This window comes from Amycolatopsis sp. cg13 (genome assembly GCF_041346965.1).
Lineage (GTDB): Bacteria > Actinomycetota > Actinomycetes > Mycobacteriales > Pseudonocardiaceae > Amycolatopsis.
Genome location: NZ_CP166848.1, coordinates 280,551 through 306,301, shown reverse-complemented (window position 1 = coordinate 306,301; position 25,751 = coordinate 280,551). Strand labels below are relative to the sequence as shown.

At 68.5% G+C, this 25,751-nt stretch carries 27 protein-coding genes; 13 read left to right on the top strand and 14 right to left on the bottom strand.

The window, feature by feature from the left end; translation table 11 throughout:
- The first annotated feature begins 8 nt into the window (after positions 1–8).
- From AB5I40_RS01220 to AB5I40_RS01210, 3 genes are all read left to right on the top strand, one after another.
- Complete coding sequence (locus AB5I40_RS01220) at positions 9–776, top strand: hypothetical protein (protein WP_370936542.1); 768 nt, start codon at positions 9–11, stop codon at positions 774–776.
- A gap of 158 nt (positions 777–934) precedes the next feature.
- Complete coding sequence (locus AB5I40_RS01215) at positions 935–1,204, top strand: DUF3040 domain-containing protein (protein WP_370936541.1); 270 nt, start codon at positions 935–937, stop codon at positions 1,202–1,204.
- 236 nt (positions 1,205–1,440) lie between these two features.
- On the top strand, positions 1,441–2,502 hold the full coding sequence (locus AB5I40_RS01210) for a DNA polymerase IV (protein ID WP_370936540.1): 1,062 nt from the start codon (positions 1,441–1,443) through the stop codon (positions 2,500–2,502).
- Positions 2,503–2,673: 171 nt separating this feature from the next.
- Here AB5I40_RS01210 and AB5I40_RS01205 read toward each other — a convergent pair whose 3' ends face one another.
- Positions 2,674–3,426: a trans-aconitate 2-methyltransferase gene (locus AB5I40_RS01205; protein WP_370936539.1), complete on the bottom strand. Its 753-nt coding sequence runs from the start codon at positions 3,424–3,426 to the stop codon at positions 2,674–2,676.
- Between the two features lie 104 nt (positions 3,427–3,530).
- Between AB5I40_RS01205 and ahcY the strand changes: the two genes are divergently transcribed.
- Together ahcY and AB5I40_RS01195 are read left to right on the top strand one after the other, a co-directional pair.
- Positions 3,531–4,991, top strand: a complete 1,461-nt coding sequence (gene ahcY, locus AB5I40_RS01200; RefSeq protein WP_370936538.1) for an adenosylhomocysteinase — start codon at positions 3,531–3,533, stop codon at positions 4,989–4,991.
- A 151-nt stretch (positions 4,992–5,142) separates the two neighbouring features.
- Positions 5,143–5,286: a hypothetical protein gene (locus AB5I40_RS01195; RefSeq protein WP_370936537.1), complete on the top strand. Its 144-nt coding sequence runs from the start codon at positions 5,143–5,145 to the stop codon at positions 5,284–5,286.
- A 183-nt stretch (positions 5,287–5,469) separates the two neighbouring features.
- Here AB5I40_RS01195 and AB5I40_RS01190 read toward each other — a convergent pair whose 3' ends face one another.
- The 3 genes from AB5I40_RS01190 to AB5I40_RS01180 form a co-directional block, all read right to left on the bottom strand.
- Positions 5,470–5,676, bottom strand: coding sequence for a hypothetical protein (locus tag AB5I40_RS01190; RefSeq protein ID WP_354746612.1), 207 nt, complete (start codon positions 5,674–5,676; stop codon positions 5,470–5,472).
- A gap of 264 nt (positions 5,677–5,940) precedes the next feature.
- Positions 5,941–6,804 (bottom strand): Ku protein, encoded by an 864-nt coding sequence (locus AB5I40_RS01185; RefSeq protein ID WP_370936536.1) that lies wholly within the window; start codon positions 6,802–6,804, stop codon positions 5,941–5,943.
- A 163-nt stretch (positions 6,805–6,967) separates the two neighbouring features.
- On the bottom strand, positions 6,968–7,333 hold the full coding sequence (locus AB5I40_RS01180) for a VOC family protein (protein WP_370936535.1): 366 nt from the start codon (positions 7,331–7,333) through the stop codon (positions 6,968–6,970).
- A 46-nt stretch (positions 7,334–7,379) separates the two neighbouring features.
- Here AB5I40_RS01180 and AB5I40_RS01175 point away from each other — a divergent pair, with 46 nt between their 5' ends.
- The gene (locus AB5I40_RS01175; RefSeq protein WP_370936534.1) at positions 7,380–7,838 is read left to right on the top strand and encodes a barstar family protein; all 459 of its coding nucleotides are present in this window, start codon (positions 7,380–7,382) and stop codon (positions 7,836–7,838) included.
- A gap of 13 nt (positions 7,839–7,851) precedes the next feature.
- Here AB5I40_RS01175 and AB5I40_RS01170 read toward each other — a convergent pair whose 3' ends face one another.
- The 4 genes from AB5I40_RS01170 to AB5I40_RS01155 form a co-directional block, all read right to left on the bottom strand.
- Complete coding sequence (locus AB5I40_RS01170; protein ID WP_370936533.1) at positions 7,852–8,838, bottom strand: amidohydrolase family protein; 987 nt, start codon at positions 8,836–8,838, stop codon at positions 7,852–7,854.
- Positions 8,839–8,875: 37 nt separating this feature from the next.
- Complete coding sequence (locus tag AB5I40_RS01165; protein WP_370936532.1) at positions 8,876–9,547, bottom strand: VOC family protein; 672 nt, start codon at positions 9,545–9,547, stop codon at positions 8,876–8,878.
- 184 nt (positions 9,548–9,731) lie between these two features.
- Positions 9,732–10,358, bottom strand: a complete 627-nt coding sequence (locus AB5I40_RS01160; protein WP_370936531.1) for a TetR/AcrR family transcriptional regulator — start codon at positions 10,356–10,358, stop codon at positions 9,732–9,734.
- A 52-nt stretch (positions 10,359–10,410) separates the two neighbouring features.
- Positions 10,411–11,052, bottom strand: a complete 642-nt coding sequence (locus AB5I40_RS01155; RefSeq protein ID WP_370936530.1) for a hypothetical protein — start codon at positions 11,050–11,052, stop codon at positions 10,411–10,413.
- Positions 11,053–11,193: 141 nt separating this feature from the next.
- Between AB5I40_RS01155 and AB5I40_RS01150 the strand changes: the two genes are divergently transcribed.
- The 3 genes from AB5I40_RS01150 (at position 11,194) to AB5I40_RS01140 (ending at position 15,677) form a co-directional block, all read left to right on the top strand.
- A complete protein-coding gene (locus AB5I40_RS01150) occupies positions 11,194–11,820 on the top strand; it encodes a TetR/AcrR family transcriptional regulator (protein ID WP_370936529.1) in 627 nt (208 codons plus the stop codon).
- A 43-nt stretch (positions 11,821–11,863) separates the two neighbouring features.
- Positions 11,864–13,597: an ABC transporter ATP-binding protein gene (locus AB5I40_RS01145; protein ID WP_370936528.1), complete on the top strand. Its 1,734-nt coding sequence runs from the start codon at positions 11,864–11,866 to the stop codon at positions 13,595–13,597.
- A 190-nt stretch (positions 13,598–13,787) separates the two neighbouring features.
- A complete protein-coding gene (locus tag AB5I40_RS01140) occupies positions 13,788–15,677 on the top strand; it encodes an ABC transporter ATP-binding protein (RefSeq protein ID WP_370940436.1) in 1,890 nt (629 codons plus the stop codon).
- A 292-nt stretch (positions 15,678–15,969) separates the two neighbouring features.
- Here the strand turns inward: AB5I40_RS01140 and AB5I40_RS01135 are convergent, their stop codons facing one another.
- On the bottom strand, positions 15,970–17,718 hold the full coding sequence (locus tag AB5I40_RS01135; RefSeq protein ID WP_370936527.1) for a pyruvate dehydrogenase: 1,749 nt from the start codon (positions 17,716–17,718) through the stop codon (positions 15,970–15,972).
- A 127-nt stretch (positions 17,719–17,845) separates the two neighbouring features.
- Here AB5I40_RS01135 and AB5I40_RS01130 point away from each other — a divergent pair, with 127 nt between their 5' ends.
- Positions 17,846–18,592, top strand: coding sequence for an SRPBCC domain-containing protein (locus tag AB5I40_RS01130; protein ID WP_370936526.1), 747 nt, complete (start codon positions 17,846–17,848; stop codon positions 18,590–18,592).
- 2 nt (positions 18,593–18,594) lie between these two features.
- On the opposite strand, the gene AB5I40_RS01125 is transcribed toward AB5I40_RS01130, so the two are convergent.
- The 3 genes from AB5I40_RS01125 to AB5I40_RS01115 form a co-directional block, all read right to left on the bottom strand.
- Positions 18,595–18,963: an SPW repeat protein gene (locus AB5I40_RS01125; protein ID WP_370936525.1), complete on the bottom strand. Its 369-nt coding sequence runs from the start codon at positions 18,961–18,963 to the stop codon at positions 18,595–18,597.
- Positions 18,964–19,023: 60 nt separating this feature from the next.
- Positions 19,024–19,368 carry an STAS domain-containing protein gene (locus tag AB5I40_RS01120; RefSeq protein WP_370936524.1) on the bottom strand — a complete coding sequence of 115 codons (345 nt, stop codon included), beginning with the start codon at positions 19,366–19,368 and terminating at the stop codon, positions 19,024–19,026.
- A gap of 76 nt (positions 19,369–19,444) precedes the next feature.
- Positions 19,445–20,143 (bottom strand): DJ-1/PfpI family protein, encoded by a 699-nt coding sequence (locus AB5I40_RS01115; protein WP_370936523.1) that lies wholly within the window; start codon positions 20,141–20,143, stop codon positions 19,445–19,447.
- Positions 20,144–20,241: 98 nt separating this feature from the next.
- Between AB5I40_RS01115 and AB5I40_RS01110 the strand changes: the two genes are divergently transcribed.
- Positions 20,242–21,219 carry a GlxA family transcriptional regulator gene (locus tag AB5I40_RS01110; RefSeq protein ID WP_370936522.1) on the top strand — a complete coding sequence of 326 codons (978 nt, stop codon included), beginning with the start codon at positions 20,242–20,244 and terminating at the stop codon, positions 21,217–21,219.
- A gap of 59 nt (positions 21,220–21,278) precedes the next feature.
- On the top strand, positions 21,279–23,018 hold the full coding sequence (locus AB5I40_RS01105; RefSeq protein WP_370936521.1) for a YibE/F family protein: 1,740 nt from the start codon (positions 21,279–21,281) through the stop codon (positions 23,016–23,018).
- Positions 23,019–23,509: 491 nt separating this feature from the next.
- On the opposite strand, the gene AB5I40_RS01100 is transcribed toward AB5I40_RS01105, so the two are convergent.
- Both AB5I40_RS01100 and AB5I40_RS01095 read right to left on the bottom strand, forming a co-directional pair.
- Positions 23,510–24,148, bottom strand: a complete 639-nt coding sequence (locus tag AB5I40_RS01100) for a hypothetical protein (protein WP_370936520.1) — start codon at positions 24,146–24,148, stop codon at positions 23,510–23,512.
- A complete protein-coding gene (locus AB5I40_RS01095; protein WP_370940435.1) occupies positions 24,145–24,726 on the bottom strand; it encodes an MBL fold metallo-hydrolase in 582 nt (193 codons plus the stop codon). The genes AB5I40_RS01100 and AB5I40_RS01095 overlap by 4 nt, the downstream gene beginning before the upstream one ends.
- A 136-nt stretch (positions 24,727–24,862) precedes the next feature.
- Here AB5I40_RS01095 and AB5I40_RS01090 point away from each other — a divergent pair, with 136 nt between their 5' ends.
- Positions 24,863–25,747 carry a peptidylprolyl isomerase gene (locus tag AB5I40_RS01090; RefSeq protein ID WP_370936519.1) on the top strand — a complete coding sequence of 295 codons (885 nt, stop codon included), beginning with the start codon at positions 24,863–24,865 and terminating at the stop codon, positions 25,745–25,747.
- Positions 25,748–25,751 lie beyond the last annotated feature (4 nt).

The window sequence follows — 25,751 nt, the reverse complement described above, 5'->3', positions numbered from 1 at the left end:
GAGTTCCGATGCGCGCCCTCTTCCTGGCTGCCGCCGCTGTGCTGGCGGCCGTCTTCGCCCCGGCCGCACACGCCGCCGATTCCCGCCTGCACATCACCGCGGGCGGCACGCCGAATCAGCCGCGCGTGTACACCGGCGGTGCGAAATCCGTATCCGGCATCGACGTCGACGCCGATTGGGTCGTCCTGGACGGCTTCGTCCTCGACGAACCGTCCGCGCCCGGCGTCGAAATCCGCGGCAATCACGTGACCCTGAAGAACACCAGGATTACCGCCCCGCACGGCGGCGACGGCGACGGCATCCGGTTCTTCGGCGACTACATCGCCATCGAGCACAACACGATCAGCAAGACGGCGAACCGCGACGGCGCGCACGCCGACTGCATGCAAACCTTTTCCAGCGACAGCCCGCCGAGCAATCACATCCGGATCGAAGGAAACCGCTGCGAGAAAATCGACAACATGTGCCTGATGGCGGAAGGCCCGAACGACGGCGAGGGCGACGGAAAAGGACACACCACCGATTTCCTCGTCAAGGACAATTTTTGCGAAACGCTCGTGGCTTCGCAGACGCTGATGTTCGAGGACGTCCAGCAGGCCACCATCACCGGCAACACCTTCGCCGCGGGCCCGGACCACGCGATCGGCTTGGCGATCCACTCGACCGGCGCGCGCGTCGAGGGCAACCGCGTGGACCCGTCGATCCCGTGCGAGGTCGGCATCGACGACTCATCCCGCGAGGGCTACGTCGGCCCGGAACCTGCTTGCGCTCCGTGACCTATGTGGACGGTCTCGCCGACAGCGCACCGTGACCGAGGCTGCCCGGATTCGCGCCGGATTCGGGCAGTCGGGTGAATCGAAGGTGACGCGGTTCACGACGCGACGGGCCGGGTACTTCCTCCGGGACGGCAGGCGGGCCGCCGAAGGAGACTTCCATGCTCAGTCACCACGAACGCGTCGAGCTGGACAAGATCGAGCGCTGGTTCGAAACCAGCGACCCGGAACTGGCCGCCGCCCTGCGCCGGGGCAAACCGGCCCGCTCGGCCGCGCTGCTGACCGCGTTCGCGATCCTGCTGGACGTCGCCGCGTGCGGCCTGCTGGTGGCCGGTCTCGTCGGGTCGAGCCCAGTGTTGACGGTGTGCTCCCTGTTCGCAGCGGCGGGCGGGGTGGCCGCGCACGTCGCCGGGTGCCGCGACCGCGGGTGACCGGCTGACACTGGCTGCCGGAGTTGCGGACGGTTGCGGTTCGGGTTGACCCGCGTCCAACTCGGACTGCGACGCATCAGAGTGCGCTGAGCCTCGATTCCCGGGCATGAACGCCGCCTCTCCGACGCACCGCTAGTCCGTCACCCACCTCCGCCATCCCCCTGAGAACCGCGCCGCGAGCACCGAACCGGCTCTCGCCCGGAACGCCGCCTCGCCGATGCGCGCCCCATTTCCGGATGCGCCGCCCGCCCCGCGCACCGCACACTGGTCACGTGTCCGAGTGGGTGCTGCATGTCGACCTCGACCAGTTCATCGCCGCCGTCGAGGTCGCCCGGCGGCCGGAGTTGCGGGGACGGCCGGTGATCGTCGGCGGGAACGGCGATCCCGCCGAGCGCGCCGTCGTGGCCACCGCGTCCTACGAGGCGCGGGAGTTCGGCATCGACTCCGGCATGCCGCTGCGGCTGGCCGTCAAACGCTGTCCGGACGCCGTCCTCCTCCCCGTCGACGCCCCGGCGTACCAGGAAGTCTCCGACCGCGTCATGGCGCGGCTCCGGGAGTTCCCGGTGGTCGTCGAAGTGCTCGGCTGGGACGAAGCTTTCCTCGGTGCGACCGCCGACGACCCCGAAGCACTCGCGGCGGAAATCCGACGCGGCATCGAGGAGGAAACCGGGCTTTCGTCCTCAGTCGGAATCGGCGACAACAAGCTCCGCGCCAAGCTTGCCACCGGTTTCGCGAAACCGGCCGGAATTTACCGGCTCACCCAGGAAAACTGGTGGGACGTGATGGCGGAAAGACCCACGGACGCGTTGTGGGGAATCGGCCGGAAAACCGCGAAGAAACTCGCCGAGGCCGGGTATTCCACCATTCTCGACCTCGCCGCCGCCGACCCGGACGCGCTCGCGGCGAGGTTCGGGCCGAAGCTGGGCCCGTGGTACCGCCTGCTGGCTGGCGGCATCGGCGACAACGAGGTCAGCGCGACCCCGTACGTAGCACGTTCCCGAAGCAGGGAAACGACATTCCAGCAAGATCTCACCGACCCCGCGGCCATCGCGAAGGAGACCGCGACCCTTGCCGCCCGCGTCGCGCAGGACGTCGCCGACGAAGGGCGTCCTGCGGCGCGCGTCGCGGTCAAGGTGCGGTTCGCGCCGTTCCTCACGCACACGCACAGCGTGACGCTGCCCGCACCGACGTCGGATCCGGCGGTGCTCGCCGCGGCGGCGCAGGAAGTGTTGGGGCGCTTCAGTTTCGGCAAACCGGTGCGGCTGCTCGGCGTCCGGGCGGAGTTCCCGCGCGCTTGACAGGCCCGGACCGGCCTTGCCAAGGTGGAACCCACGCGCCCGCCGGGGCGCGGCTCGGGGCCGAGAGGCGCTGCGACGGGGTTTCCCCGCCACGCTCGGCCCGCGAGAACGCGAGTGAAGGGCGCCTCCTGATTCAGGAGGTGTCGCGTGCCACTGGCGATTCCGGCCCGGTCAGCACCGTCGTGCGAGGTGCGCCGTGTGGTCGGAGACCAGCTCGATCGTATCCGGCAAAGCCCGCCGGATCCGCTGGAAAACCTGTTCCCGCACCGAAATCGGCAGTATCAGGTACGCCGAGACGGTGGAAAACAGCCCGACGAGGTCGTCCGCGCTCAGCGTCAAGCGCTGCTGGACGACGACCTGCCGGACGTCGGCGAACAACTCCGACCGCTCGAGTTCGGTGCCCGGCCACTGGAGTTCGTTCTCCGGCGGCGTGCCGTCCGGCGACGGGAGCTGCGCGCTCTCCAGAAACGGAGCCTGCGCGTCCTCGATCGCTTTCCGCACCGCGGGATCCGCCGGTTCGACGGGTCCGCCGAACGACGCGAACACCCCGCCCGGAGCGAGCAACGCGGCGATGCGCGGCCACCGCCCGGACGGGTCCGTCCAGTGCAGCGCCGAAGCCGAGTACACGAGGCCGTACTGCTGATCCGGCCGCAGGTCTTCCAGCGCGCCCTGGCGAATCTCGGCGGAAACGTGTTTGCGCAGTTCGGCGAGCATCGCCGGATCCGGGTCGGTCGCGGTGACCGCGATCCCCCGCGCCGCGAACAGCCGGGTCATTTTCCCTGTCCCGGCCCCGATTTCGAGCGCGTCGGCCACCGGCGCGCCCGCGTAGTCCAGCACCTTCTCTACTAATTCGGCGGGATACCCCGGGCGGAACCGCTCGTACGCCGCAGCCACCGACCCAAAACTCAACGCGCGCTCCGTCATGCCGCTCATTCTGGCCTGATCCGCACCGCGCACGCCTCCCTTTTCGGGCGCCAGCAAGGCGTCCGTGCCCCATTCTGCCGAAAACCCTGGAAAGGACCGGAAAAATGTCGCCCACCCTGCGTACCGCCGACGGCCTGGAGTTCGCGGTCGCCGACCTGTCGCTCGCCCCGGCCGGACGCATCCAGCTCGACCTCGCCGAGCACGAGATGCCCGGCCTGATGGCCATCCGCCGCGAGTTCGCGGAGTCCCAGCCGCTCAAGGGCGCGCGCATCGCGGGCTCGCTGCACATGACCGTGCAGACCGCGGTGCTGATCGAAACGCTCGTCGCGCTCGGCGCCGAGGTGCGCTGGGTGTCCTGCAACATCTTCTCCACCCAGGACGAGGCGGCCGCGGCCGTCGTCGTCGGCCGAAACGGGACTCCGGAACGCCCCGAGGGCACCGCGGTCTTCGCGTGGAAGGGCGAAACCCTCGACGAATACTGGTGGTGCACCGATCAGCTGTTCCGTTTCCCCGGCGGCGCACTGCCGAACATGATCCTCGACGACGGCGGCGACGCGACCCTGCTCGTCCACAAGGGAGCCGAGTTCGAGAAGGCCGGCGCGGTGCCCGCCGCGCACGAGGACGACCCGGAGGACTACCGGATCCTGCTGCGCACCCTCACCGCCAGCCTGGCCGAGGATCCGCGGCGGTTCACCCGGATCGCCGGCGCGATGCGCGGGGTCACCGAGGAGACCACGGCCGGCGTGAACCGGCTCTACCAGCTCGCGGCCAGCGGCGAACTGCTGTTCCCGGCGATGAACGTCAACGACTCGGTCACCAAGTCGAAGTTCGACAACAAGTACGGAATCCGCCATTCGCTCCCGGACGGCCTCAACCGCGGCACGGACGTGATGATCGGCGGAAAATACGCGGTCGTGTGCGGGTACGGCGACGTCGGCAAGGGCGCGGTCGAGGCGCTGCGCGGACAGGGCGCGCGCGTCGTGGTGACCGAGATCGACCCGATCTGTGCGCTGCAGGCCGCGATGGACGGGCTCGACGTAGTGGAACTCGACGACGTCGTCGAGCGCGCCGACATTTTCCTCACCACCACCGGCAACTTCGGCATCATTTCCGCCGCGCAGATGGCGCGGATGAAGCACCAGGCGATCGTCGCGAACGTCGGGCACTTCGACAACGAGATCGACATGGCCGGGCTGGCGAAGATCCCGGGCATCGTCAAGACCGAGGTCAAACCGCAGGTGCACACGTGGCGGTTCCCGGACGGGCACGCGATCATCGTGCTGTCCGAGGGCAGGCTGATGAACCTCGGCAACGCGACCGGGCACCCGTCGTTCGTGATGTCCGCTTCGTTCGCGAACCAGGTGCTCGCGCAGATCGAGCTGTTCACCAAGCCGGGCGACTACGCGAATGACGTGTACCGGCTGCCGAAGCACCTTGACGAGAAGGTCGCGCGGCTGCACCTGGACGCGCTCGGTGTCCGGTTGACGAAGCTGAGCAAGGAACAGGCCGAGTACATCGGCGTGGATGTGGACGGTCCGTACAAATTGGACCATTACCGCTACTGACGCCGGAAGCGCCGGACTCCGCCGGACGGAGCAGGGGCTGCGCCGGATGCCCCCGTTTCCGCCCGGTGCGCGGCGGCGACCCTCCTGGAGTGCGCACCGGCTGCCCGGCACCCGCCGGGCGGCCGCCCGCCTGCCTCAAGGAGAGCGCCTCGTGCTCACTCTCGGAATCATCCTGCTCGTGTTCGGCATCCCGGTGCTGTGGACGGTCGGGATCATCCTCGCCGTGGCCGGAGCCGCGGTGGCGATCGCCGGGGCCGCCGGCCGTCGCGTGGGCGGCCGGGCGCACTGGTACTGAGCGGCTGCCGGGCGATCCGGGGCGTGCGCGCTGAAAGGGGTCCTCCGGCTCCGAGGGGGAGGGAGAGCCGAAGGACCCCCGGTAGTGTTAGCACACTGCCAAGCAGCTTGTACACGACCCGGTACCCGATCGGGTACAGATGCGCCGGCCGCGCAGCGTGACGTCCCCTGGGATCGCCGGAGGTCAGGAAGCCTGCCGCAGCAGGGGTTTCCCCGCTCCGGTGCAGGCGCAGTCCGCGTCGAGGGTGTGACAGTCGATGATCAGGCCGTGCCGGACCCGGTCGAGGTCCAGGCAGGACGGGTCGGTGCACTCGGCGAACCCGCGGTCCGGGTGGACCACCAGGGTTCCGTGACAGTGGTCGATGCCGCTCGTGCAGAACGCGCACTCCATGCTCAGCCGCCTTCCGCTCAGGTTTTCGAATCCCCGGCGCCAGGTGCTCCGGGGCCGGACTCCTCTTTGGTACCACTGGAAAACTCGCCGTCGCAGGATACCCGGCGGCGTGTCGGGCTCCCCATCCGGTGAAGTCGGGCGCGCGTGCTCACCGGGCGTGACGATCGGCATTTTCCGGACGGCGGCGGAGAAAATTCACTGTTCCGCGCTGTGGAACAGCCTTGCCCGCGGTTCGCCCGCGCGGTACCGGCGGTTTCGCGCCGGTCAGGCGCTTTTCGGCCGCCGGGCCGGTTTCTTGGCCGCCGTTTTGCCTTCGCCGGCGGCCTTTTTCGTCTCCTTGGCGGGCCCGCGGGTCTTCTTCGCCGCCGACACGCTCGCCTCCAGCGCCGCCATCAGGTCGACGACCTCGGCCTTCTCCCCCTGTTTCGGCGCGCCGACCGTCTCGCCGCCGCCCGCCTTCGCCTCGATCATCGCTTCGAGCGCTTCCCGGTAGGAGTCCGAGTATTTCTCCGGTTCGAACACCGGCTCGGACAGCGAGTCGATCAGCGAGCCGGCCATCGTCACCTCCTGCGGGCGGACCTGCGGCGGGTCCTCGCGCAGGAACGGGAAATCCGGGACCCGGACCTCGTCGGCCCACAGCATCGTGGTCATCACGAGCACGTCGTCCACGACGCGCAGCAGCGCCAGGCTCTCCCGCTGGCGCACCGCGACCTTCGCGATCGCCACGTGGCTGGCCTTCTGCAGCGCGTCGCGCAGCACGATGTACGGCTTGACCGCGTTCTTCTGCGGCTCCAGGTAGTAGGTGCGGTCGAACCGGATCGGGTCGATCGACTCCAGCGGCACGAATTCGAGCACGTCGATCGAACGCTGGGTGGGCAGCGGCAGTTCGGCGAGGTCGGCGTCGGTGATCACGACCATCTCGCCGTCGGGCAGTTCGTACCCCTTGGCGATGTCGGAGTAGGGCACCTCTTCGCCGTCGATGGAGCAGAACCGCTTGTACTGGATCCGCCCGCCGTCGGCGACGTGCACCTGGCGCAGCGACACGTTCTTGTTCTCGGTCGCCGCGTACAGCTGGATCGGGATGCTGACCAGCCCGAAGGACACCGAGCCCTTCCACATCGACCGCATGCCGCGCACCTCCGCCGAGTTCGCCGGTACGTATTCACGCTCGGTGACCACCGTAGCCGCGATCGTCCGAATCCGACAGTCCGCGCAGGTCCGGGCTCTGCGCGCGGCCACCACGAGTGCGCGGCCGCTCACCGGCGGCGCCAGCTTTACGGTCGCTTCGTCGTCAGGCCGGGGCGCCCGGGAAGTGCGGGTTCTCGATCACCCCGACCAGGTTCCCGTCCGGCGCGCGCACCAGCGCGGTCCGGATCCCGCCGCCGAAATCGGTCACCGCCGAGTGTTCGACCGCCCCCTCCCCGACCAGCTTCGCCACCGCGGCTTCCACATCGGACACTCCCCAGTACGTCACCGGCCCGTCGCCGTTCTCCGCGCGGCCGTTCGGATCGAGCGCCAGCTCGTAGCCGTGCACGCTGTAGCCGACGTAGAACGGCTCGTCGAAGTACGGCGGCACCCCGAGGACGCGGGTCCACCACTCCTTGGCCGCGGCCAGGTCGTCGGCCGGATACACGATCGTGCGCAGTCCATCGAACATGTGTTCATCCTGGCACAGCCGACCTGCGTCAAGCTTCCTGGCAGGAATGACGGAACGCCAGCATGGATCGTGCCATGCTGGCACCGTGACCAGCCGTAGCGATGACCTTCCTGTGTTAGTCATCGACGGCGCCGCCTTCTCCGACTTCGCCGGGTTCGCTCGTGAGTTCTCGCGCCTTCTCGACAACCACACCTGGCACGGGAATCTCGACGCCTTCAACGACGTGCTCCGAGGAGGCTTCGGCACGCCCGAGCGCGGCTGGGTTCTGCGATGGCTCAACTCGGATTCGTCTCGGGTCGCGCTCGGTTACGACGCGACGATCGAGCAGCTGAACCAGCTCCTCCTCACCTGCCATCCGTCGAATCGGTCAGCCATCGAAGCCCGGATCGCCGCGGCACAGCGGCGGGACGGCCCGACACTGTTCGACGACATCGTCGGCATCGTCCGTACGCATGGCCCCGGTGGTGACGAATCCGAGGATGGCATCTTCCTGGAGTTGGCCTGACAACTGACTCGGATCAGCTTGCGACCGTCGGGGCGAAGTCGAAGAGAGCCAACGCATTGCGGTGGAGGATCTTCTCGATCTCCTCCTCAGGCAAACGAGATTCCTTGATGTACTCGAACGTCCGCCGATAGGACTCGACCGACAACAGAACGGGGAAGTCGCTGCCGGGCACGAGACGGTCGGCGCCGAAGGCCTCGCAGGCGCACCGGAGCGCGGCTTGCGAGCCCCAGCCGACGGTGTCGTAGTAGAGGCTGCGCGCCGTCACGCTGGGCGGGCTGAGCAGATCCGGCGTGTTCGCTTGGCCGTCGAGCCTCGCCAGCTGCATCGGGATCAGGCCGCCCAGATGCGGCACGATGATCTTGATGTCCGGATAGCGCGCCGGGATGTTCCGCTTGATCAGGTGGAGCACGAGCGCGGTGTCCTCAAGGGACGCTCCGGCAGCCGCCGTGAAGCCGTAGTCGTTAATGAACGGCGAGCAGATGCCGTTTTGCGCCGGATGGAAGAAAAGGGGCGCTCCGCGTTCGTTCATCTCCTCGTACAGCGGTTCGAATTCCTCTTCCGCCGTGGAGCGGTTGAACACGGAGCAGTTCATGGTCACGCCGACCATGCCCAATTCATCGAGCCCGCGCCGCATTTCCTCGAGTGTCGCGTCGACGTGGGGCAACGGCAAGGAAACGAACGCCGAGAACCGGCCGGGGTGCGAAGCGGTCAGTTCGCCGTAGCTGTCGTTGAGCACGTGTGCCGCCTCGACCGCCACTCGAGAATCCGCTGCGTAGGGCGCGATACCGGCGGCGGAGAGGATCTGCCGCGCTACTCCGGCCTCGTCCATCATGGCGATGCGCTGCTCGATCATCCCCGGTTCGTCGGTCATCGCCGCGAGTGTCTTGCGCTCCCCCAGCACTGAACTGGCCGCGGTCGAGGCCGCGGACTTCGCGGCCAGCTTTCCCAGCATCGGCCGATACGCGGCAGGAAAGTAATGGGCGTGTACGTCGATGATCATTTGCGTCGATCCTCCCCGCATTCGCGTGAATGCATCTCTACAAATCTGCTGGGTCCCGGCGCAGGGTGACCTCGCGCCCGGACTCGGTGCGCACCGTCACCGCGTGCACGCCAGGCGGGCCGGACACGACTGTCAGCGGCAGCCGGTCGAAGGTCTCGGCGCCGATGTGCTCCCGCAGTTCGTCGGCGTCCGCGCCGATCTCCAACCGGGTCACCACCGCCCCGCGCTCGCCGTTCTCCGCCGCCCCGCGATCCGGATTGGTGGCCGGATCCTCGCGGTAGAACCAGTTCGGCAGCCCGCGACGCCAGCACGTGTCGAGCGCGCGGCCGGGGCCGGGAGCAGTGGTGATGATGCGCTGCGTCCCGTCGGGCTGAATGCGCCCCGGAACCCGCGCCACTTCGCCGCCGAGCCGTTGCGCGACCTCGGCCAGCTCTTCGAGGGTGTCGGCGCGCAGGCTCCAGAACATCCACCGGTCGCCGTCCGCGACGACCCGGTCGAACCAGGCGACCGCCGCCTCCCGTTCGGCCGCGGGAGCCGTCACCGCCTCGACCTCCAGGTAGGCGTCCCCGCCGAGCGGGAAGATCGTGTTCGCGATGCCCGCGGCGAAGGCGCCCCCGTCGTAGCAGGCGAGTCCGGTTTCCTCCCGCACCCGGCGGACGCCCTCGTCCAGGTCGGGGACGCCGAGGCAGAGGTGATCGAGGTGGAACATGCTGGTCCTTCCGGATTCACCAGGTCACGGGGAGCTCGCGCATCCCGTAGCAACGGAGTCCTTCTTGCGGAGAGTTACCAAACGAATGTTCAGAGACTTACTGAACACATGTTAGGAATCTCGGCCCGGCTTGTCCACCCGCTTCGTCAAGGCCGCCGCTTCGAACGGGAGAAGCCGTTGTGTCTCAGGCGAAAACGAGCGAGAAGAACTCGTCGACGAACGCCAGCACGGCGTCCGCGCCGGAGTGCTCGGCGGAGTTCGGGAAGAGGGCGACGCGTCCGTGCGCCCCGACGAAGGCGATCACGGCTGCTCGTTCCGCGGGCACCCGCAGCGCGATCCCTGCCTCGGCGCACCGCGCGAACCCGTCGACGAGCAACCCGATCACGTCAGCCAAGGGCCCGACTCGTCGCGCGCCGGATTCGGTCCGGGGAGGCCCGTTGGCCGTCATCAGCCGGTAGTGCCCGGGGTTGTCGACCGCGAACCGGCAGGATGCGTGCAGCATCGCCCGCACGCGGCCCACCGCGTCGCCGGAGTCCACGCGCGCCTCGGCCGCCTCCATCGCGACGCGCAGGCGGCCGAACTCGTGCTCGGCGAGGCCCGCCACGAGCGCGGCCCGATCGGTGAAGTGCTGATAGATGCTGGCCGGCGCGATCCCGGCGGCGCGGGCGACTCCGCGGATGGTCAGCCCGTCCTCCCCGCCGAGCTCGGACAGCAACCGGCTGGCCGCGTCGAGGATCTCCCCGCGCAGCAGCTCGCCCTCTCCCCAGCGATTGCGCGTGCGCGGCGCGCCGGCCGGGGCTTCTTCCGACATGCCCCCATTCTTACGCCCGCGCCTCCGCGGGGCTTGGGCAGCCACGCGGAATTCAGAAGCCGAGGGGATGAGCGGAGAGCCAGTCGGTGTGGCGACTTTTCAGCCGATCGCGTTCCGCCATCGTGGGAAGCAGGACATCGGCACCCCCGTCGTACGGGTGGTGCACGCGGTCGAAGGACAGGCTGGTGATCATCGCGTTGGCGGTGACGTCGTCGGCAACGGCGCGGAGCAGGACGTCCACGAGACCGGTCCGCCAGCGCCTGCGGCTGGCGTACAGATGGGCGTAGGTGATGAACTCCGGGTCGGTTTCGTCCTCGTTGGCGCGCACGGTGGTCCAGTGCCGGGCACCGGGATTCCACCGCGCGTGCCGCTCCGACAAGCCCGGAGGTTCGGCCGAGCCTGACCAGTCGATGGTGACGATCCAGACTTCCTGATCGCGGAACAACTCGTCCAAGACCGTGTTGCAGCGGTCGAGCACGATGGCGTACTCCGCGTCGGTGCCGGGATAGCGCTTCGACTCGGGCAGGCTGTGGAAACGCGCCCACCGGTCGCGGTAAGCGTCCTTCAGCCGGTGGGCCGCCGACGGACGCTCGGACCATTGCCGCTGCCACCACTCGGACAGATCGTCCGAACTCGGCAGGGCGCCGACGTGACGGGCCGGTGACAGCGGACTACGACGATCGCTCCGTGGCAACTCTTCTCCCCGCACCACCCGATCATTCCCCATCGCCCAGGCCTCCCCTGCCTCGGCCGGCCGTCCTTCTGCGAGAACGAAACTTTTCGCAGTCCGCATAATTTTTCGCGCCACGCAACTTTTGCTGCTACTCTCGTTCCAGTGAACTCCACTGCACCTCTGGGCCTGCGCGAGCGCAAGAAGCGAGCCGCGCGAAGGGCGCTTGCCGAAGCCGCGCTGCGGATCGCGCTCGAACGGGGGGTCGAGCAACTGCGAGTGGAGGACATCGCGAACGAGGTGGGCGTTTCCCCGCGCACCTTCAACAACTATTTTTCCAGCAAGGAGGAAGCTGTCTGCGCGTTCATCGTCGAACGGCAGGAGCGCGTGCGCGAGGCGCTTCTGGCAAGGCCCGCTGACGAACCGCTGTGGGAGGCGGTCGTCAACGCCTCCATCACCCGGTTCTCCGAGGACGACCGTCCGATTCGCGAGGATGTGCGGCGCGTGCGGGCGATGATGGAGAACGGCGGCTTGTTCGGCGAGATGCTGCGCGCGTACGCCACTGTCGAGCGCGTGCTGGCCGACGCGATCGCCGAGCGAGCGGGCGAGCACGCAAATCCGTTGCACGCCCGGCTGATGGCGAGCATTGTGCAGAACGCTTCGCGCATCGCCTTCGATACCTGGCTCAATTCGGACTCCGACGACAAAGAGTTCGTAACCGCTTTCACCGGCCTCCTGCGGGAGGCCGCCGCCGGGATGCCGGCCCTGGCCGCGTCCGGCGCGGCCCGCTAGACCCGAACCGACGCCATTCACTTCTTTGGGGGAGTACCCGACCGTGCTGGTCAAACTGTTGCGCAGCTACCTGCGCCCGTACCGGGCCACGCTGTGGCTCGTGGTCGCGCTGCAACTGGTGCAGACGATCGCCGCGCTGTACCTGCCCACGCTCAACGCCGACATCATCGACGGTGGCCTCGTCAAGGGCGACACCGGCTACATCATGAAGATCGGCGGCGTGATGCTGCTGATCACGCTGGTGCAGATCGCCGGGTCGATCGGGGCGGTCTACTACGGTTCCCGCGTCGCGGCGGCCGCCGGCCGCGACATCCGCGCCGGCGTCTTCCACCGCGTGCAGGATTTCTCCGCGCGCGAGATCGGGAAGTTCGGCACGCCGTCGCTGATCACCCGCACCACCAACGACGTCCAGCAGATCCAGCTGCTCGCCGCGCTCACCTTCACGCTGATGGTGTCCGCGCCGATCATGTGCGTCGGCGGCATCCTGCTCGCGGTGCAGCAGGACGTGCCGCTGTCGTCGCTGCTCGTCGTGATCGTGCCGATCCTGGGCGTCGCCGTCGGCCTGATCGTCATGCGGATGCGCTCGGCCTTCCGGCTCATGCAGGTGCGCCTCGACAAGATCAACCAGGTGCTGCGCGAGCAGATCATGGGCATCCGGGTGATCCGCGCGTTCGTGCGCGACAAGCACGAGCGCGAGCGCTTCGGCCGCGCCAACGACGAGCTGTTCACCGTGTCGCTCCGGGTCGGCAGGCTGATGTCGCTGATGTTCCCCACCGTGATGCTGGTGGTGAACGTCTCCAGCGTCGCCGTGCTGTGGTTCGGCGGGCAGCGGGTCGACAGCGGCGCCATGGAGATCGGCGCGCTCACCGCGTTCCTGGCCTATCTGCTGCAGATCCTGATGGCGGTCATGATGGCCACGTTCATGTTCATGATGGTGCCGCGCGCGGAAGTCAGCGCCGAGCGCATCACCGAGGTGCTGGACACCGAATCGAGCGTGCGCCTGCCGGACGAGCCGCTCCCGGCCGGGTCCGAGCGCGGGCACCTCGACCTCGAGGGCGTCGAATTCCGGTACCCCGGCGCGGAAAAGCCGGTGCTGCAGGACGTTTCGCTGTTCGCGCGGCCCGGCGAGACCACCGCGATCATCGGCAGCACGGGCAGCGGGAAGACGACGCTGCTCAACCTGATCCCGCGGCTGATGGACGCCACCGAGGGCTCCGTCCGGGTGGACGGCGTCGACGTGCGCCGGCTCGACCAGACGGTGCTCTCGTCGGCGGTCAGCATGGTGCCGCAGAAGCCGTACCTGTTCGCGGGCACGGTCGCCAGCAACCTGCGCTACGGCAATCCGGACGCCACGGACGAACAGCTGTGGCACGCGCTGGAAGTCGCCCAGGGCAAGGATTTCGTGGAACGGATGGAACAGGGCCTCGACTCCCCCATCGCCCAGGGCGGCACGAACGTCTCGGGCGGGCAGCGGCAGCGGATCGCGATCGCGCGGATGCTGGTGCACCGGCCGGAGATCTACCTGTTCGACGACTCGTTCAGCGCACTCGACTACGCCACCGACGCCGCGCTGCGCCGCGCGCTCGCCGAGGAAATCCGCGACGCGACCGTCGTCATCGTCGCGCAGCGAGTCAGCACCATCCGCGGCGCGGACCGGATCATCGTGCTCGACGACGGCCGCGTCGTCGGCACCGGAACCCACCACGAGCTGATGGACACCAACGAAACCTATCGGGAAATCGTGCTTTCGCAGCTGACCGAACAGGAGGCGGCGTGAGTACACAATTGCGCCAGCCGACTCACGACGCCGACCGGGTGCGGGTGTCCCGCAAGACACAGGAGGCGGCGTGAGCGAGGAAACGAAAACCGCCACCGCGCCCGACGCCGACGAACCCGCCGCCGTCGCCCGGGACAAGACGCGGCCGCAGGCGCCCGCGGTAGGGCCCGGCCGGATGATGTCCGCCGGCATGCCCGCGGAAAAAGCGCTCGACTTCAAGGGCTCGCTGGCCCGCCTGCTGCGGCTGCTCCGCCCGCAACGCGCGGCGCTGGCCGGGGTGCTGGTCCTCGGCGCGATCGGCGTCGCGCTGACCGTGCTCGGGCCGAAGGTGCTCGCCAGGGCGACGGACCTGATCTTCGCCGGCATCACCAGCAGGCACCTGCCGCCGGGCGCGACCAAGGAGCAGGTGATCGAGGGCCTGCGGGCGCGCGGGGACACCACGCTCGCGGACATGTTCACCAACGTCGACCTGATGCCCGGCCACGGCGTCGACTTCACCGCGGTCGGCCAGGTCTTGATGATCGTGCTGGCGCTGTACGTCTTCGCGTCGTTCCTGGGCGTCATCCAGGCGCGGCTCACCACCGATCTCGTGCAGGGCGCGGTTTTCCGGCTGCGCCAGGACATCGAGGCGAAGTTCGCGACGCTGCCGCTGCGCTACTTCGACCGTCAGCCGCGCGGCGAGGTGCTGAGCCGGGTCACCAACGACATCGACAACCTGGCGCAGTCGCTGCAGCAGACGCTGTCGCAGATCGTCACCTCGCTGTTCACCGTGCTGGGCGTGCTGGTGATGATGTTCGTGATCTCTCCGCTGCTGGGCGTGATCGTGCTGCTGACGGTGCCGGTGTCGGTGTTCGTCGCGGCCAAGGTCGGCAAACGCGCGCAGCCGCAGTTCATCCGGCAGTGGGGCACGACCGGAAAGCTCAACGCGCACATCGAGGAGATGTACACCGGCCACTCGCTGGTGCACGTCTTCGGCCGCCGCAACGAGGCCGAGGAGGTTTTCCGGCAGCAGAACGAGGCGCTGTACCAGGCAAGCTTCAAGGCTGCTTTCATTTCCGGCACGATCCAGCCGGTCATGATGTTCATCGGCAACCTGAGCTACGTCCTGGTCGCCGTCGTCGGCGCGCTGCGCGTCGCCTCGGGCACGTTGACGCTGGGCGACGTGCAGGCGTTCATCCAGTACTCGCGCCAGTTCAGCCAGCCCGTCACGCAGATCGCGAGCATGGCGAACCTGCTGCAGTCCGGCGTCGCGTCGGCCGAGCGGGTGTTCGCGCTGCTGGACGCCAAGGAGCAGGAACCGGAGCCGGAGCACCCGCAACTCCCCGAGGTCGTGCACGGACAGGTCGAATTCGAGCACGTGTCGTTCAGGTACCTGGAAGACACCCCGCTCATCGAAGACCTGTCGCTGTCGGTCGAACCAGGCCACACCGTCGCCATCGTCGGCCCGACCGGCGCGGGCAAGACCACTTTGGTCAACCTCCTGATGCGGTTCTACGAAATCGACGGCGGCCGGATCACCCTGGACGGCGTCGACATCAAGGCCATGGACCGCGAACAACTCCGCTCGAAGACCGGCATGGTCCTGCAAGACGCGTGGCTGTTCGGCGGCACGATCGCGGAAAACATCGCCTACGGCGCGGACAACGTCACCCGCGAACAGGTCATCGAAGCCGCGAAGGCGACCTACGTGGACCGCTTCGTCCGCACCCTCCCAGACGGCTACGACACAGTCCTGGACGACGAGGGCGGCACGGTCAGCGCGGGCGAGAAACAGCTGATCACCGTCGCCCGAGCCTTCCTGGCCAAGCCAGCGATCCTGATCCTGGACGAGGCCACCAGCTCGGTGGACACCCGCACCGAGGTGCTGATCCAGCACGCGATGAACTCCCTGCGCACCGGCCGGACGAGCTTCGTGATCGCCCACCGCCTCTCCACCATCCGGGACGCAGATGTAATCCTGGTCATGGAAAACGGCAACATCGTGGAACAAGGAAACCACGGAACGCTCATCAACGCAGGCGGCGCCTACTCCCGCCTCTACGCGGCCCAATTCGCAGAAGCCATGGCAGAAACCGAATAAGCCGCACCCGATGTACGTGAGGGGAACCCTGAGGGAATCAGATTCCCTCAGGGTTCCCCTCACGTACTTTCACCCAAGCACCCACCCACCCAACCGCAGCCGATGCACCCACCCAAGGCAACCACACCCCCCGCACCCCGATACGAAGCCAAAACGCGGCGCGGGGGTGTTTGTCAAGGCATCTTTCCCGCCTTGACAAACACCCCCGCGCCGCAGTCACAATCAAGCTTCGGGGTGCCCCGCGCAACCCTCACGGCAATGTCGCCGCCAGGCGACGAGCCGCCCGAGAACGTCAAGGCCGAGGAATATTCCGCAAATTAGACTTGGCCAGCTCCAACATCTTCCCCACACCCCCGCTCAACACAGTCTTACTGGCCGCCAACGCAAACCCTTTGACCTGAGCAGCAGTAATATTAGGCGGAATAGACAACGCATTAGGATCCGTAACCACATCCAGCACCGCGGGCCCGTCATGCGCCAAAATATCCCGAAGCCCTTCCCGAACCTCCCCAGGCTTCTCCACCCGCCGCGAATACAACCCAGCCGCCCGGGCGATCCCGGCGAAGTCGACCTGATCGTGATCAGTGCCGAACTCAGGCAACCCGTCCACGAGCATCTCCAACTTCACCATCCCCAGCGAAGAGTTGTTGAACACCACAGCCTTGACCGGCAACCCATGCGTCTTGAGCGTCAACAACTCCCCCATCAACATGGCAAGCCCGCCATCGCCACACATGGCCACCACCTGCCGCCCCGGCGAAGCAGCCTGCGCCCCGATAGCATGCGGCAACGCATTGGCCATGCTCCCGTGCACAAACGACCCGAGAATCCGCCGCCGCCCATTAGGCGAGATGTACCGAGCAGCCCAGACGTTGCACATCCCAGTGTCCACAGTGAACACCGCGTCGTCGGCAGCTTCCTCGTCCAGCACGTCCGCGACAAACTCCGGATGCAACGGAACATGCTTGGAAACCTCAGCCGTATAGGCGTCGACCACCCGCTGCAACCCCCGCTCGTGCTTGCGCAGCATGGCGTGCAAGAACGACTGATCCCCACGCTCCCGCAACCGAGGCAGCACCGCCCGGACCGTAGCCCCAACGTCGCCCTGGACCCCGAACTCCAGCACCGACCGCCGCCCCATCCGGGCCGGATCGATGTCCACCTGCACGGTGTTGCGCTGCGGCAGGAAGTTGTCGTACGGGAAGTCGGTGCCCAGCAACAACACGAGATCGGCCTCGTGCATCGCCTCGTAACAAGCCCCGTACCCGAGCAATCCGCTCATCCCCACATCGAACGGATTGTCGTACTGCACAAACTCCTTGCCCCGCAACGAATGCCCCACCGGAGCCCCGACCGCGCCGGCGAGCGCGAGCACCTCGTCGTGCGCGTCCCGGCACCCCGCGCCGGCCATGATCATCACCTTCTCGGCCCGGTCGATCCGATCGGCGAGACGGGCGATGTCAGCCTCGGCGGGCACCACAGCGGGCGGGCTCCCCAGCGACGCCGATTCCCCGGTGGCGTGCGCGGCAGGCTCGTGCGACACATCGCCAGGCAGCACCAGCACCGCGGCCCCGCGCCGGCCGACCGCGTTCTGCACCGCGATCCGCGCCAGCCGCGGCATCTGCTCCGGCGAACTCACCATCTCGCAGTAATGCGAACACTCGGCGAACAACTGCTGCGGATGCGTCTCCTGGAAGAACCCGGTGCCGATCTGCGTGGACGGAATGTGCGAGGCGATCGCCAACACCGGCGCCCCAGAGCGATGCGCGTCGTAAACCCCCTGCAGCAGATGCAGGTTCCCCGGCCCGCAACTCCCCGCGCACACCGCGAGCCGCCCGGTCAGCTGCGCCTCGGCCGCCGCGGCGAACGCACCGGCTTCCTCGTTGCGCACGTGCACCCAGTCGATCCCGCCGCGCGCCGAACCGCCGGTGCGGCGCACCGCGTCCACGACGGGGTTGAGGCTGTCGCCCACCACCCCGTAGATCCGGCGCACCCCGGATTGCACCAGAACGTCGATCAACTGGTCGGCCACCGTTGCCATGCGTAAGCGTCCCTTCGTGAGAGTCCCTTCGCAGTCTGTCACCGATCAGGCGAACCGCCACCGCATTGACAAGTATTATTGTCAATGGCACCGTGACCATGACCGACCACGAGGAGGAACGCCGCCGATGCCACGCGAGTTCGAGGTGCGCAAAGAGGTTCAGCTGCCCGCGGGACCCGAAGCCGTGTGGGAGGCAGTCGCGACCGGGCCCGGCATCGATTCGTGGTTCATGGGCCGCCACGAGGTCGACGCCGCCGCCAAGCGGATCCGGTTCAGTCTCGGCGAAATGCGCACCGAGGCGGAGATCACCGCGTGGGATCCCCCGCGCAGGTTCGCCTACCGGGGCGAGGCAGCCGAGGACGGCACGTTCGACGCGATGGAGTTCCTCGTGGAAGCGGCCGAAGGCGGCACTTCTGTACTCCGATTCGTGCACCGCGGGTTCGTCGAGGACGGCTGGGACGACGAGTACCACGAGTCCTTCGCCGTCGGCTGGGAGATGTACCTGCACACGCTCGCCGAGTTGCTGGCGCACTTCCCCGGCCGCTTCGCGACGTACGTGACCGCCGACGGTCCGGCCTCGTCGGCGAACCGCGACGCGTGGCCGAAGCTGCTGGCCGCGCTCGGCCTGCCCGCCGACCCCTCAGCCGGGCAAGCGGTCCAGTTCAGCGTGGGCGACGAAACGGTCGAGGGCGTCCTCGACTACTCGACCCCGAACTACGCCGGAGTCCGCACCGAGGACGCCCTCTACCGGTTCCACGAACGGTCATTGCTCGGCATGCCGATCGCGGTGGGACATCATCTCTTCCGCCCGGACGTCGACGAGACCGCCGAAATCGCGACCTGGAGCCGCTGGCTCGCCGACGCGCTCGGCTGACCTCAGCTGCGGCGCAACAGCAACGCCGCGCCACCGGCGGCCACCACGACCCCGGCGATCACGTTGCCGGTCACCGCGCCGGCGGACGGCACCGTTTCGTCGCCGTACCGCAGCAAGAACGGGGACACCGCGGCCCACACGCCGAGCACCGGCAGCACCCAGGTCAGCGCTTGGGCGCCGGAATCCCGCGCGCGCATCGCGGCGAAAACAACGATCGCGAGCCCGGCGACCGTGTTGCTCACCGCGAGTTCGGCGGCCCCGCCGAAGCGCAGCAGCCACGGCGCGGCGATCAGGTACAGCCCGGCCAGCACAGCGAGGCCCGCTGCGCCCCCGGAGACCGCGGTCTTGCCGGACATCGTGCTGGTGGACATCTGGATCACCTCAGCAGATCTCGGTTCCACCCCACGGGTACCCAGATTCCGGCCGGGGATTCACGCCCCCGCGGCGGCGCACGCCTCGCGCAGGCCGCTGCGCACCGGCGCTTTGATCCCGGCCACCGCGAAAGCGCGCAGCACGAGCGGCCCGGTCGCCACGATCGACAGCGCCGGCCGGACGTGGCTCGTCTCCTCGAGCACGCGCAGCCCGGCACAGCTGAGATAGCCGACCCGCGACAGGTCCACCACGAGTTTCCCGCCGGCTCCGGAGGCGGCGGAAAGCGCGGAGCGGAATTGCCCCACCGACGCGATGTCGATCTCGCCCGCAGCCGTGACCAGCACGATGTCGCCATCTCTCCTGCTGGTGAAGACGGTCAGACCGGCATCCCCGCGAGAACCCATTGGCGGAACGGTACGCGCCGGAGAGGCGCTGGCAAACCCGTCCTGCCTCAGCCGGGTGGGGCAATTCACGAGGACGTCACCGCTGCGTCAGCAGCTTTTCGCGCAGCTCCGGCTGATCGGCGAGGCCCTCGCGAACGGTGTGGTCGACGAACGGCCGCATCTGCTCGTGCGGGGCGAGCGACCAGTCGAGCGGGCCGAGCGGCGGCCGCGGGTCGTACTCGATGCCGAACTGGACCAGCCGCGCGGCGTCCGTCCCGCGCATCCGCTCCACCAGGTGCAATGCCAGGTCGATCCCGGCCGACACCCCGGCGGCGGTGATCACCTTCCCGGCGTCGACCCAGCGCTGCCGGACCGGCTCGGCTCCGAACGCGCGGAGGACCTCCAGGAAAGTCCAGTGCGTCGTCGCTTCGCGTCCTTCGAGCAGCCCGGCTTGGCCGAGCAGCAGCGAACCGGTGCACACGGAGGTCATGAGCTCGGCGGACTCCGCGGCGCGGCGGAGGTAGCCGATGAGCGTCTCGTCGCCGAGCGCGCGCAGCGTCGGCGCGGCACCGCCGGGGACCAGCACCCAGGACGGGTCCGGAACCTGGTCGAAGGTGTGGCTCGACGCGATCCGCAGCGGCGTGTCGGTGCCGAGGGTCTCCAGGGTTTCGCCGACGACGACCACCCGGACCGACGGGTCCGCCGCCGCGTAGCTGTTGATCACCTGCAGCGGTCCCACCAGGTCGAGCGGCGTCAGGCCGGGGTACACGACGAACGCGAACGTCTTCTGAGTCATGCCGCCAGGCTCCCGCCCGCGCGGCCCGGCCGGGACACGCGTGTCCGAAATCCTGCGAACCCGGTTGATCCGGCCGGGCGAGCTGCTACCGTGCGGCCATGCCGAGTACCGCCCGGCAGGTCGTGATCCTCGGGTACCCCGACGCCGAACTGCTCGACATCGCCTGCGTGTCCGACGTTTTCGACGCCGCCACGCGGCTCGGCGCGGCCCGGCCGTACGAGGTCCGGCTCGCCAGCGTCGACGGGCTCCCCTTCGCCTGCCAGTCCGGGCTCACGCTCGCCCCGCACGTCCGGATCGACCAGGTCCGCGGCCCGCTCGACACGTTCGTCGTCGCGGGCGGGATCGGGCACCTCACCGCGGCCAAGGACGAACGGCTGCTCGCGCACGTACGGCGGCTGTCGCAGGAAAGCAGGCGGACGGCGTCGGTCTGCACCGGGGCGACCGTGCTCGCCGCCGCCGGGCTGCTGAGCGGCCGTCGCGCGACCACGCACTGGTCGCACGCGTCGCGGCTCGCCGAGCAATACCCGTCGGTGACCGTGGATCCGGTGCCGCTTTTCGTGCGGCACGGCGACGTCTACACCTCCGCCGGCGTCACCAGCGGACTCGACCTCACCCTCGCGTTCGTCGAGGAGGACCACGGCCCGACCCTCGCCCGCGAAGCCGCCCGGTCGCTGGTCACCTACCTGCAGCGGCCGGGAAACCAGGCGCAGGTGAGCATGTTCCTCGCCGGCCCGCCGCCCGAACACCGGCAGGTCCGCGACCTCACCGCGTACGTCGCCGAGCATCTCGCCGACGACCTCGGCGCCCCCGCGCTGGCCAACCAGGCCGGCATCAGCACCCGCCAGCTGACCCGGCTGTTCGACGCCCACCTCGGCACCACACCGGGCAAATACGTCCGGACGGTGCGCGCTGAACACGCCGCCCGCCTGCTGTCCGGCACCGATCTCCCGCTCGCCGCGATCGCGCGACGCTGCGGTTTCGGCTCCACGGAGACCCTCCGGCAAGCTTTTCTGGACCATTTCGACACGCCGCCCTCGGCCTACCGGCGGGTGCACCTCCGTTCTGCGCACGCCTGAACGAAACGCCCGCTTCCTCCCCCACCCGGTCCGGGTGAGCCGCGAGCCGGGAAGGCAGGATGTCCGCCGTGGCACCGCACGACTACCCCGATCAGGACCCCGACGACACCGGCCCGCTGCCGCGAGTGCCGGGCGAACCCGCGTCCCCCGCCGTGCCACCCGCTGCTCCTCCCCGCGCCCGTCCGGATGCGCCGCGCCGCTCGCGCCGCGCCGAGCCCGGCCGCACCGGCGAACCCGGACGTCCCGCTGACCGCACTCCCGGACGCACCGGCGACCCGGCACGCCGTCCCGAGCGGTCCGGCGAACCCCGCCGCCCGCGCGCCGCCGCGCCACGGCCTCCCCAACCCGGCGCACCCCGAACCCCGCGCCCCGCAGATCCCCGCGGCTCCCAATCCGGCGAACTCCGCAGCGGCTCGCAATCAGGCGAACTGCGCGTCCCCCGCCGTCCCGGCGACACCCCGCCACCGGGCACCCGCCGCCGCCCTCCCGCGCGATCCCCGCAGTCCGAAAAGGACACTCCCAAACCCGCCGCAGCCAAGGAAACCCCGCCGCCAACCGGCCACGGCCACGGTCATGGCCACGGACACGGCCCGGCCGCCCCAGCGTCGCAACGAGTCCGCAAACTCCTGATCTGGCTCCTGGCCCCGCTGGCCCTGGCGACCGTCGTAGGCATGATCATCCTGTACCCGTGGGGCAGCTCCCTGCCGAAAAGCGCCGTACAGCAAGGCACCCCAGTCCAGGCAGCGATCACCACCGCGACCTCCGGCCCGTGCCTGCAGCCCGGCCAAGTGCAGGTCGGCTCGCAACCAGACCCGAACGCGAAACCGTGCCTCACCGTCGACCTGCAAATGTCCGACGGCCCAGCAGCCGGAAAGCCAGTACGGCTAACCGTCCCTATCGAACCGAGCACCCCAAGGTTCACCGCAGGCGACAAAGTCGTCCTCGCCTACAACGGCGGCAACCCAACAGACCCGCAGTCATTCACCCTCGTCGACTTCCAACGCGGCACCCCCCTGGTACTGCTCGCCGCGCTGTTCGCCATCGCCGTACTCGTACTAGGCCGCTGGCAAGGCCTGGCCGCGCTAGTCGCGCTAGTACTGAGTTTCGTAGTGATCGTCCTCTTCGTACTGCCAGCGATCCTCTCCGGAGAAAACCCGCTGCTAGTCGCGATCGCCGGAGCAGGCGCGATCATGTTCATCGCGCTATACCTGACCCACGGCCTGTCCGCGAGAACCTCAGTCGCCGTGCTAGGCACCCTGGTCAGCCTGGCACTGATCGGAATCCTGTCAGCAATCTTCTCCGCCGCCGCCTCCCTAACCGGCTTGGACGACAGCACCACCACCCTGATCGCCTCCCTGGGCCACGGCATCGACGCAAGAGGCCTGCTACTGGCCGGAATCGTCATCGGCGCACTAGGCGTCCTCGACGACGTAACCATCACCCAAACCAGCGCAGTATGGGAACTACGTCGCGCAAACCCGTCCCTAGGCTGGCGCGACCTATACAGCTCAGGCCTGCGAATCGGCCGAGACCACGTAGGCTCCGCGGTAAACACCCTGGTCATGGCCTACGCAGGCGCCGCACTGCCAGTCATGCTCTACTCCGCGATCTCCGGCGTAGGCCTAGGCGCGCTCCTAGGAAGCGAAGACATCGCCGCGGAAATCATCCGCACCCTGGCCGGCTCAGTAGGCATCGTGGCAGCAGTCCCCGTAACCACAGTCCTGGCCGCCCTGATCGCCTCCCGCGAACCCATCGACCACCTCATCAACACCACTACCCCCACCGATTCACACCAGTAACACCCCCCAGCCCCCGCCCGGGCGCGCCCTCCGCGAATGAGGTACGAAGACTCGCGACCCCCGTACCCCGTAGGAGGCGCTGTGTTCTCAGCCGTCCTGGCCGGCCCCCGAGTCACCGTGCACCTGATCCGCCGCCTACTCGCGTCCGCCCTAGAAGCAGCCGAAACAGTGCCAAAAATCGCCACGGCGCTAGACGAGGCCCGCACGACCCTGCGCCACCTAGAACGCCTGCTCACCTACGTAGCCGAACAACTCCCAGAACTAACCGACCACCTAGACCAAATCCGCGCCCGCCTAGACGCCCTAGACGAACACACCCGCACCCCCGCCACCCACGACCAACCCCACCAAGCGCTTCCCTAAAACCCGACCACAACGCGGGATCGCGTCGGCGTCTGAGGAGCGGTGCGACCGCCCCCAGGCGGTCGCACCGCTCCTCAGACGCCGACTTAAAGGCGATCCCGCACGCGACGGCGAAGCCGGCGCCAAAATTACAGCGTCGCGACAAACCTACTAACAGCCTCCATAGGAAACCTCTGCAAATACTTCCCCCCAGGCGCAGCAGAAGCCAACCGATACAACGGCCTCTCCGCCACCGCGTCCCCCCGAGCCTCAGCCCGCAACTCCGCGACCAACAACTCCGAAAACACCAACCCATTAGCCTCAGTATTGTTCAACAACGCATCAGCCAACCGCCGCAACTGAAGCGCCCCCAACTCGCGCCCCCCAGTCCCGGAAAAAACGGCCAAATCAAGCTTCACAGCCCGCCGCCGCTGCCCAGCATTCACCAGCAACGCAACAGTCCGATTCCCCCGGACATCACTGATCACCACGTCCAACCGAGGCGCCTCAAGCAAATCCACCCGCCGCACCCCCCAGGTCCGGACAACGAGCGAAGTCCCCTCCAACCAAACCCGCCGCCGAGCCGCATACAACACCACGTAAACCAACGGCAACGCCACCACAGCCGCCACGATCAGCCCGGCAACCTGCCCGCCGATCAACCCCGCGATCCCGCCGAACGCAGCAGCGAGCACCACCACGCCGAAAACCCCGGACCAAGCCCGCCGCCGCCGCAACTTCGGCTCGTCAGCGAACAGCGGCAACCGCTCCACCGGCTTCTCAGTCACCGCGCACCTCCCGGCACGAACGGATTCCCGGCGCGCTCGCGCCCAATAGTCGTGGCCGGCCCATGCCCAGGCAACACGACGGTCTCATCAGCGAGCGTAAGCAATGTGCGCAACGAACTCTCCAGATCGGCACCGGACCCGCCGGTACGCCCGACCGACCCGGCGAAAAGCGTGTCCCCCGTGAACACCAGCCTGCCACCCTCACCCGTCTCGACCGCGAACGCCACGGACCCCGGCGTGTGCCCAGGCAACGGAACGACCCCCACAGCCAGCCCGGCCGCCTCAAGGTTCCCGGTGAGCGGTTCAAACGGCCCGTCGTACCACTCAGCGTCCCCCGGATGCATCCACAACGGCACCCCGTGCACCCGCGACAGCTCAGCAGCAGCACCCACATGATCCGGATGCCCATGCGTAGCCAGCAACGCGACCGGCGTCAGCCCGTGCTCCGCCAACGCCTCGGCCAGCGGTTCGGCAGCCCCCTCGCCCGGGTCGACCACAACGCACGGACCCTCGGCGGCAGGGGCCAGCAGATAGCAATTGGAGCGCAGCGGCCCCGCGGCGAACCCGGCGACGAGCACCGAACCCTCCTCCCAGGAAGCGGCCTTGATCACGACCCGGTGAAGACTAGCCGCCCCTGTACGGAGTCCTCACAGGCTGTGCCCATACACTGCCGCTACCTCAGACGTGTGACTTCGAGCGGAAACTGGAGGGCGGGTGGCGACCAACCAGCAGCGCCGAGAAGCCGCTAAGCGCAAACTCGAGCGGCAGCTCGTGCGCCGGGCGGAACAGGCGAAGCGACGCAAGATCGTGGGCGCTGGAGTGGTCGGCGGTGTGGTCCTCATCGTCGCCGGTCTGGTGGTGTGGATCGTGAACAGCGGGGGCAGCGGCGACCAGCAGGCCGCCACGCCGCCGCCGTCGAGCTCCGCGCCGCCGGTCCCGAGCGTCACGAACATCCCCACCGAGCGCACCGCGCTCCCCAAGCGCCCGAAGGCGCTGCCGAACCCGACGACGTGCTCGTACCCGGCCGACGCGAGCGGCAAGCCGCCGTCGTCGAAGAAGCCGACCGTGCCGGACGGCAAGAACGTCTCGTCGAGCGGGACCGTGAACATCACGATGAAGTCCACCCAGGGCGACATCCCGATGACGCTGGACCGGGCGCTCGCGCCGTGCACCGTGCAGGCGTTCGAGAGCCTCGCGAAGCAGGGCTTCTTCACCGACACGATCTGCCACCGCCTGGGCGTCACCGACCTGCAGATGCTGCAGTGCGGCGACCCGGACGCGAAGGGCGACGTGCTGAAGGACGGCCGCGGCGGCCCGGGCTTCACCGTGCCGGACGAGTTCATCGACACCGCGAAGTACGGCCGCGGCGTCCTCGCGATGGCCAACACCGGCCAGCCGAACAGCGGCGGCAGCCAGTTCTTCATGGTCTACGGCAACGCGCCGCTGCAGCCGCAGTACACGATCTTCGGCAGCATCTCCGACGAGGGCCTGAAGGTGCTCGACAAGATCGCCAAGAACGGCATCGGCGCGATCGGCCAGGACGGTTCGACCGGCGAGCCCAAGCAGCCGGTGAAGTTCACCGCGGTCACGGTTTCCTGAGTTG

What these genes read in the sequence shown, in the direction of transcription:
- AB5I40_RS01135 (WP_370936527.1), bottom strand. Translation starts at nt 17,718, where the DNA reads ATGGCAACGGTGGCCGACCAGTTGATCGACGTTCTGGTGCAATCCGGG.
- AB5I40_RS01110 (WP_370936522.1), top strand. Translation starts at nt 20,242, where the DNA reads ATGCCGAGTACCGCCCGGCAGGTCGTGATCCTCGGGTACCCCGACGCC.
- AB5I40_RS01165 (WP_370936532.1), bottom strand. Translation starts at nt 9,547, where the DNA reads ATGTTCCACCTCGATCACCTCTGCCTCGGCGTCCCCGACCTGGACGAG.
- ahcY (WP_370936538.1), top strand. Translation starts at nt 3,531, where the DNA reads ATGTCGCCCACCCTGCGTACCGCCGACGGCCTGGAGTTCGCGGTCGCC.
- AB5I40_RS01140 (WP_370940436.1), top strand. Translation starts at nt 13,788, where the DNA reads ATGCCCGCGGAAAAAGCGCTCGACTTCAAGGGCTCGCTGGCCCGCCTG.
- AB5I40_RS01130 (WP_370936526.1), top strand. Translation starts at nt 17,846, where the DNA reads ATGCCACGCGAGTTCGAGGTGCGCAAAGAGGTTCAGCTGCCCGCGGGA.
- AB5I40_RS01185 (WP_370936536.1), bottom strand. Translation starts at nt 6,804, where the DNA reads ATGCGGTCGATGTGGAAGGGCTCGGTGTCCTTCGGGCTGGTCAGCATC.
- AB5I40_RS01220 (WP_370936542.1), top strand. Translation starts at nt 9, where the DNA reads ATGCGCGCCCTCTTCCTGGCTGCCGCCGCTGTGCTGGCGGCCGTCTTC.
- AB5I40_RS01115 (WP_370936523.1), bottom strand. Translation starts at nt 20,143, where the DNA reads ATGACTCAGAAGACGTTCGCGTTCGTCGTGTACCCCGGCCTGACGCCG.
- AB5I40_RS01180 (WP_370936535.1), bottom strand. Translation starts at nt 7,333, where the DNA reads ATGTTCGATGGACTGCGCACGATCGTGTATCCGGCCGACGACCTGGCC.
- AB5I40_RS01205 (WP_370936539.1), bottom strand. Translation starts at nt 3,426, where the DNA reads ATGACGGAGCGCGCGTTGAGTTTTGGGTCGGTGGCTGCGGCGTACGAG.
- AB5I40_RS01170 (WP_370936533.1), bottom strand. Translation starts at nt 8,838, where the DNA reads ATGATCATCGACGTACACGCCCATTACTTTCCTGCCGCGTATCGGCCG.
- AB5I40_RS01160 (WP_370936531.1), bottom strand. Translation starts at nt 10,358, where the DNA reads ATGTCGGAAGAAGCCCCGGCCGGCGCGCCGCGCACGCGCAATCGCTGG.
- AB5I40_RS01215 (WP_370936541.1), top strand. Translation starts at nt 935, where the DNA reads ATGCTCAGTCACCACGAACGCGTCGAGCTGGACAAGATCGAGCGCTGG.
- AB5I40_RS01125 (WP_370936525.1), bottom strand. Translation starts at nt 18,963, where the DNA reads ATGTCCACCAGCACGATGTCCGGCAAGACCGCGGTCTCCGGGGGCGCA.
- AB5I40_RS01175 (WP_370936534.1), top strand. Translation starts at nt 7,380, where the DNA reads ATGACGGAACGCCAGCATGGATCGTGCCATGCTGGCACCGTGACCAGC.
- AB5I40_RS01190 (WP_354746612.1), bottom strand. Translation starts at nt 5,676, where the DNA reads ATGGAGTGCGCGTTCTGCACGAGCGGCATCGACCACTGTCACGGAACC.
- AB5I40_RS01210 (WP_370936540.1), top strand. Translation starts at nt 1,441, where the DNA reads ATGCGCCGCCCGCCCCGCGCACCGCACACTGGTCACGTGTCCGAGTGG.
- AB5I40_RS01120 (WP_370936524.1), bottom strand. Translation starts at nt 19,368, where the DNA reads ATGGGTTCTCGCGGGGATGCCGGTCTGACCGTCTTCACCAGCAGGAGA.
- AB5I40_RS01105 (WP_370936521.1), top strand. Translation starts at nt 21,279, where the DNA reads ATGTCCGCCGTGGCACCGCACGACTACCCCGATCAGGACCCCGACGAC.